The 5,912-nt window shown below is 63.5% G+C and carries 2 protein-coding genes and 4 pseudogenes; 3 read left to right on the top strand and 3 right to left on the bottom strand.

The genetic code is table 11. The annotated features are described in order from the left end of the window. Positions 1-120: 120 nt before the first annotated feature. Together ACIBG0_RS41975 and ACIBG0_RS41970 are read left to right on the top strand one after the other, a co-directional pair. Positions 121-1,150, top strand: a pseudogene (locus ACIBG0_RS41975) (tyrosine-type recombinase/integrase). Then, positions 1,147-1,263 (top strand): annotated as a pseudogene (locus ACIBG0_RS41970) (XRE family transcriptional regulator); the annotation flags it as partial. The pseudogenes ACIBG0_RS41975 and ACIBG0_RS41970, both read left to right, overlap by 4 nt. 63 nt (positions 1,264-1,326) lie before the next feature. On the opposite strand, the pseudogene ACIBG0_RS41965 reads toward ACIBG0_RS41970, so the two are convergent. Further along, positions 1,327-2,547 (bottom strand): annotated as a pseudogene (locus ACIBG0_RS41965) (IS110 family transposase). Positions 2,548-2,949: 402 nt separating this feature from the next. On the opposite strand from ACIBG0_RS41965, the gene ACIBG0_RS41960 reads away from it, so the two are divergent. Beyond that, positions 2,950-3,885 carry a helix-turn-helix domain-containing protein gene (locus ACIBG0_RS41960; protein WP_397041208.1) on the top strand — a complete coding sequence of 312 codons (936 nt, stop codon included), beginning with the start codon at positions 2,950-2,952 and terminating at the stop codon, positions 3,883-3,885. Positions 3,886-3,940: 55 nt separating this feature from the next. Here the strand turns inward: ACIBG0_RS41960 and ACIBG0_RS41955 are convergent. Both ACIBG0_RS41955 and ACIBG0_RS41950 read right to left on the bottom strand, forming a co-directional pair. Then, a pseudogene (locus tag ACIBG0_RS41955) lies at positions 3,941-4,411 on the bottom strand (transposase); the annotation flags it as partial. A 68-nt stretch (positions 4,412-4,479) separates the two neighbouring features. Further along, positions 4,480-5,490 (bottom strand): carbon-nitrogen hydrolase family protein, encoded by a 1,011-nt coding sequence (locus ACIBG0_RS41950; RefSeq protein ID WP_397041205.1) that lies wholly within the window; start codon positions 5,488-5,490, stop codon positions 4,480-4,482. Positions 5,491-5,912: the final 422 nt, after the last annotated feature.

Genomic DNA, 5,912 nt, shown 5'->3' with positions numbered 1-5,912 from the left:
CAGAGATCCAGATGTCCGCCGATCCGGAGAAATCATGTCCGCCAGCCCGGAGCCAAATGTCCGCCCAGCCGGATTATCACGTGTCCGCTAGCAGGGTCTGCGGCTGTTCCCGGTGGTGTCGTGCCGACGGTGCCGATCGCGTCGGATCCCTATATGTGTTCCAACGGCGTTGCGTGGGTGCATTCGTCGCGTCGTGGCGTGCTCGCGGGTTCAGTCCGGTCACGATCGACCATGACATCGGCGTGCTTGAGCGGGTGTTGATCGCACTGGGCCGTTCGGCGTGGGAGGTGACCGCTGAGGACATCGGTCGGGTGGTGGGCGAGATGGCGGTAGCGGGCCGGGCTCTGGCGACCCGGCGGGGTTATGTCGAAGTGTTCAAGGGATTTCACCGGTTGCTGCAGGTCCGCAAAGGCCGTCGAGATCGAGGCCGGATTCGGTGTCAAACTGGTGTGCCCGATCGATGAATTCAACGCCTCGCGTCACGTGGGTGACGATTCACCGGAGTTGCCGCCGCCACTGACCCCGGGTTGCGGAGTTCTTCGAGTTCATGAAGTAGCGCATCGCGACCGCCCGCAAATACGCGCCCGCCGCCCGTGATTACGCACTATTCGGGACGCTTTATCACGCCGGATTACGGGCGGAAGAGGCTGCGATGCTTGATGTTCCGGATGTGCATTTCAATCGTGGCCCGTTCGGGAAGTTGCGTGCGCGCTTTGGCAAGGGCGCCAGAACGTCGGGTCCGCGGCCGCGGTGGGTGCCAGAAGCTGGATGGGCTGGATCTGATGCTGCGCTGGTTCCTCGCTGACGTGCGCCCGAAGTTCCCGGATTCGCTGGTGCTGTTCGCCGACGAATCCGGTGGGCAACTGCATCGCGGGACGATCCGAAACCGGTTGCGGTATCTGATGCAGTTGGAAGGCCAGCCGCGTGAGGACTGGTTCAGCCCGCATGCGCTGCGGCGAGCGTGTGCGACCCACAACTATGAACGCGCGGCGTGGACCTTGTTGCGATTCAACAGCTTTTGGGTTACGGGGCGATCGAGTCGACGATGCGGTATGTCGTCCGGCACGCGGCAACGTTCATCGGGGACGCGTATCGGCGGGCGGTCACCTCGACGCTGGCCGAGTTGAGCGGAGAGGGCAGATCGGCATGAGGATCCGGTGGCGGCTGCGGATGGCCGCGGCGCAGCGTGAGGTCTGGACCGGCACCGAGCTGCGCCGCCTGCTGGCCGAGAAGGCCGGGCTGGAGATGTCGGCGGCGTCGGTGCGGCGCTGTTCCCCAACAGGAAACGGGCAAGATGTAACCATCGAAGGAATCTCAATGACGATGTCAAGCCGCGACTGGGGCTCCGCTGATGTTCGGGGGCTTGGTGTCGAAGGGCCGGTTGTCGCGCAGCAGTGCCCACAGCACGTCGACCAGGCGCCGGGCCAATGCTGGAAGGGCTTGGGTATGTATGAGTCGTTCAGTGCGTTTGCGCTGGTAGAAGGTTTGCGAGGGTCCTTCTTTCTTGATCGAGGACAACGCGGCCATGAAGAACACGCGCCGCAGTCTGCGGTTGTAGCGTTTGGGGCGGTGCAGGTTGCCGCTGATCCGGCCGGAGTCGCGCGGCACGGGCACGAGCCCGGCGTAGGAGGCCAGCCGGCCCGGGGTGGCGAACTCGGCCACAGCGTTGCCGCCGGTGCTCACGAGGAACTCGGTGCCCAGGTGCGGGCCCATGCCGGGCAGCGACTCGATGATCGGGGCTTGGGGGTGTTCGCGGAAGCGGGCGGTGATCTGCTTGTCGAGGTCTTTGATCTCGCGGTCGAGGTCGAGCAGTTTAGCCGCCAACCGCTTGATCAGCGTGGCGGTGGTGGCCTCGCCGGGCACGGCGATGTCCTGGGTTCCGGCTGCGGCCATTGCCTGTGCGGCCATGGCGCCGATGCCTTTGCGTCATGCGCTGTTCTCAGTGAGATATGTTGTGCCACCGTCGATTCCGGCGTCGCCGATCTCGGTCGGGGTGCAGAATCGGGCGACCAGGATCAGCGGCGAGCGCGTCGAGTAGTCGAACGCGGCCTCCAGGGCGGGGAAAATCGAGGCGAGCATGGCACGCAGCTGGTTGATCCCGCGTACCCAGTCGCCCATCAGGTCGGTGCGGTAGCTCGACAGCTGGGTCAGCTCGGCCACCAGGTCATCGGGCGCGGTCACCGGTTGCAGATCCGAACGCATGCGGGCGGTGTCGGCGATAACGCGGGCGTCTTTGGCGGCGGTTTTGCCCTCGCCGCGGAACACGCCGGTCATCGTGGCCACCATGCGGCCGGGCACATACACCACCGACTCACCGGCACTCAGCAGGACTGTGATCAGCAGCGCCGCCAGCGGACTGGTCAGATCGATCGCCCACCGCAACTCGACCCCGGTCTTGCGGGCACGGTCGATCACCGCCTCGATCGCCCGTTGATCGTTGCCGAACTTGCCCGACCAGCACACCTTGCCGGACTCATCCATCACGCACACGTGATGAGTGGCCTTGCCGACATCGATACCCACCCAAATCCGTTGGCGCAGTACCACTCCCACACTCCCATTCCCGCGACCGTAGCCCGTGGACAACCCCGCCATCAGGTCCCTAACCAGCGACGAACCGCATCAGATCTCAATCAGAGGCCGGAGCGTCCAGCACGGTGGGGCGGCCATTCCTTCGGAGCCACAACAGCTGCAAGCAAACATCAGCCACACCCCACCGTCCTGGGCATCCAGGGCACCAACCCCAGACACCTACAAACTTAGGGAAAAACATCTCGATGGACGCACTGACCGAAGCGCTCGGCTCAGCAGCCATCGAACCCGAAAGCCCCCACTCGAGACTGAGCGCATCACGGCGCCTGGGCGGCATGCTAGTATCTTGATATTGGAAATCATTTCGTATGATTCACGACATGATGTTGTGATCTTCATGGCGGATGGCCACCAACGATGAAGGTATTTGTCGCGCATGGTGCCGAAGAATGGGCGCACGTAATCAGCGAGAGCTTCGTGCCGCTCTCGCTCGCGGCAGCGGGCGAATCGTTTCAAGGCACGGTACGACAGAGCATTCTGCAACCCGGTCTTACTGTGACGGAAGTCCGGACCCAGGGCTCCTCCGTCGTGGCCCGAACGCCACGGTTGACTCGCACCAACCCCCGTGACGATTTCATCTTTTCTCTCCATCTTCACGGTTCTGGAGTCGTCTTCCAGGGCGAGCGGGAGACTCCAATGCCGAACGGCGGCGGCGCGCTGTACGACGCAGCGCGCCCCTATCGATTGGTCTTCCCCACTGATACTTGGGAAGTGGTGCTACAGGTGCCCCGCGAGCATCTGCGGCACCGTTTCGGACGCATCGAGGAGATCTGTGGCCTCGCTCTGCCCGCCGAGCAGCCGGCGACACGCATCCTGGCGACTTTCTTGCGTGAGCTGTCGGCAGTCGCCCCGGATCTGACCGCCGATCAGCGGGCCGAACTCGGTGGCACCGCTGTCGACCTACTGACAACCGCACTGCGCACCCTTGCGGATGGCAGGAAGGCGGCATTGGTGGGGCGGCAGGCACTCCTCGCCGCGATGCGAGCCTTCGTCAGCGAAAATCTGACCGATCCCCGGCTGACCCCTGAGGTGCTGGCTCGCCAGCATCGCATTTCGGTCCGCTATATGGGCGAACTGTTCGCCGAAGCCGACGTGTCGCCGGCTGCCTATATCAGGTCCGAACGCCTGCGTGTCGCCCACCGCGCGCTAACTGACTTTCGGCAGACCCACCGTACGATTACAAGTATCGCCTCGGCGGTGGGGTTCACCGACCGTACAACGTTCACTCGTGCCTTTGTGCGGCGATACGGCGTCACGCCCGCCGAACTGAGGGGCAGCGGTCGCGCTGAATAAGCGGAACTGTACTTTGTATAGGTCACCGATGTGCCCGTGGTTTTCGCCCCGCACGGCGTCGCGGCCTGACCGTCCAGCCCTCGCCCGGGCGTCGTGATAGGGGCAACGGAACCCTGCCGGGGATGAGTGCGGGCCCAGTCGCGCAACCAGTTTCGTGGTGCCGCATCAGGATTGGCGGTCCTCTGCCCAGCCGGGACGATGCGTTGAGTACTTCTATGTTGCCCGGTCACGCGGCAGGCGAGCCGTTCGCAGACCTGCAGCGCCCGCATCGGATGCTCCATGGGCGCCCGCCGGGGTTCGGGTTCAGAATTTGCAGTCTCCTTCAATGCCGCCTTCTCCAGTTCCGCCTCCGCGAGAAGCCGTTTCAGGGTGGAGTTTTCGCGTTCGAGGTTTTGCGACCGTTTGGCATCTCTACCTTCACGCTGCCGAACTGGCGCCACCGGTAGTAGGTGGCCTCGGTGACCTGCAGGACCCGACTTACATCGGCGATCTCCTTGCCCGCTCCCAGCAGTCGGTCAGCCTTCACTTAGCGTCGGGTCACAATGCACATGCACCTCTCGATGACGCGCACTCCGGATATCGAAGTGGAACACTTCACGAGGCAACATCATCTAGCGCGGCCAAGTCGAGATCGGGGAACAACGGTCCTACAACCTCGCCGGGACGTACGACAGGGGTCTGAGGACGATCGTCGTGTAGTAAGCGAGTCGAATCGGACCTCGCGTAGTGCCCAGCAGGATCGGCGGCATTCTTGGCCAGGTCGATCAGGGCGAGGTCGATGTCGGCAACGATGAAACCCTCAGCACCCTCGTGGAGCGGCTCACCAAGGGGCGTTCCGTCGGGGCCGAATATACGAGAGCTACCGCCGCCGGCGGAGAGCAGGGCACGCTGGTCATCGGTTGACGCGAAGATCTCGATGCCGCGTTCGCTGAGCACTTGTGTGGGCGCAAGGACGAAGCAGCCTCCTTCCAAGGCATAAGTCTGGGTGGCTGCCATATTGGCCTCCGCTCCAAGCGCGTACGCGATGCCTTTGTAGAGCCCGAAAGCCGGCCATGCCGCGATATGAACCTGCTCGCCCTGCGCGTACATCGCGTATTTGCTGAGCGGTTGAAGGTGCTCCCAGCAGTTGAGTGCGCCAAGCCGACCGAGCGGTGTGTCGACGACCTTCAGGTGGCTGCCGTCGCTCTCGCCAAAAAGGCTGCGCTCGACATGCGTGGGCTTGAGTTTGCGACGGTGCAGGTAGATGGTGCCGTCAGGTGCGATCAGGGTCTGCGCCATGTAAAGGCTGCCGCGATCCTTCTCGCTGTATCCGAGGGCGACCGTGACACCGGTCCGGTGCGCTGCCTGCCGGATTGCGGCCAAGTGCCGACCGTCCACGGTGAGCGAGTTGGCGTGATATCGGGCGATGTACGACATCTGCCCGGCTACCGAACCGAGCCATAGAAATAGGGGGTACCCGGGGACCCAGGTTTCCGGGAAGGCCAGCAGTGCAATGTTCTGAGCAGCTGCGTCCTCGATGAGACCGATGGTCTTCTCGACGGTGGCGTCCGCGTCGAGCCACACGGGCTCGGCTTGGACAGCGGCGACACGGTATTCGACTGGCATCTGAACTCCCGACGCATGACTGATTGGCGCTCCTGACGGTAGGAGGTCGCGTGGCCGCCGCCGCGGCGTTGCGCGCACGGCCCTGCGGCATTTTTCGCAACCGTGCTCGTCGCTACGCGTGCCCGACGCCGAATTACGGAGTCAGAGTGACGATGTGATCTTGGATATCGGCTGCGATCGGAAAAGACGAAATCGTCTATCCGGAACGACAGCTCGCTGTAGCAGGACTGTTCCGTCCGCCGCCTTGATCTTGAAGACGCCGTTGTCGCCGGACATGGAGCCAGCATCTGTCGATATGATGGTGGAGTTGGAGTTGTCGGGTATCACTGACTGGGCCCCGATGGCAGGTCCACCGGCTATGCGAGTTGTAGTTGCTGCTCGAACTCGGTCGGTACCCATTGCTCACGGAATGCTTGCGGGGT

Source organism: Nocardia sp. NPDC050630 (assembly GCF_044457245.1).
Taxonomy (GTDB): domain Bacteria; phylum Actinomycetota; class Actinomycetes; order Mycobacteriales; family Mycobacteriaceae; genus Nocardia.
This window is presented reverse-complemented; position numbering and strand designations above follow the sequence as displayed.

Excerpts from the sequence above, each read along its gene's own strand:
- ACIBG0_RS41950 (WP_397041205.1), bottom strand. The coding sequence starts at position 5,490 with ATGCCAGTCGAATACCGTGTCGCCGCTGTCCAAGCCGAGCCCGTGTGG.
- ACIBG0_RS41960 (WP_397041208.1), top strand. The coding sequence starts at position 2,950 with ATGAAGGTATTTGTCGCGCATGGTGCCGAAGAATGGGCGCACGTAATC.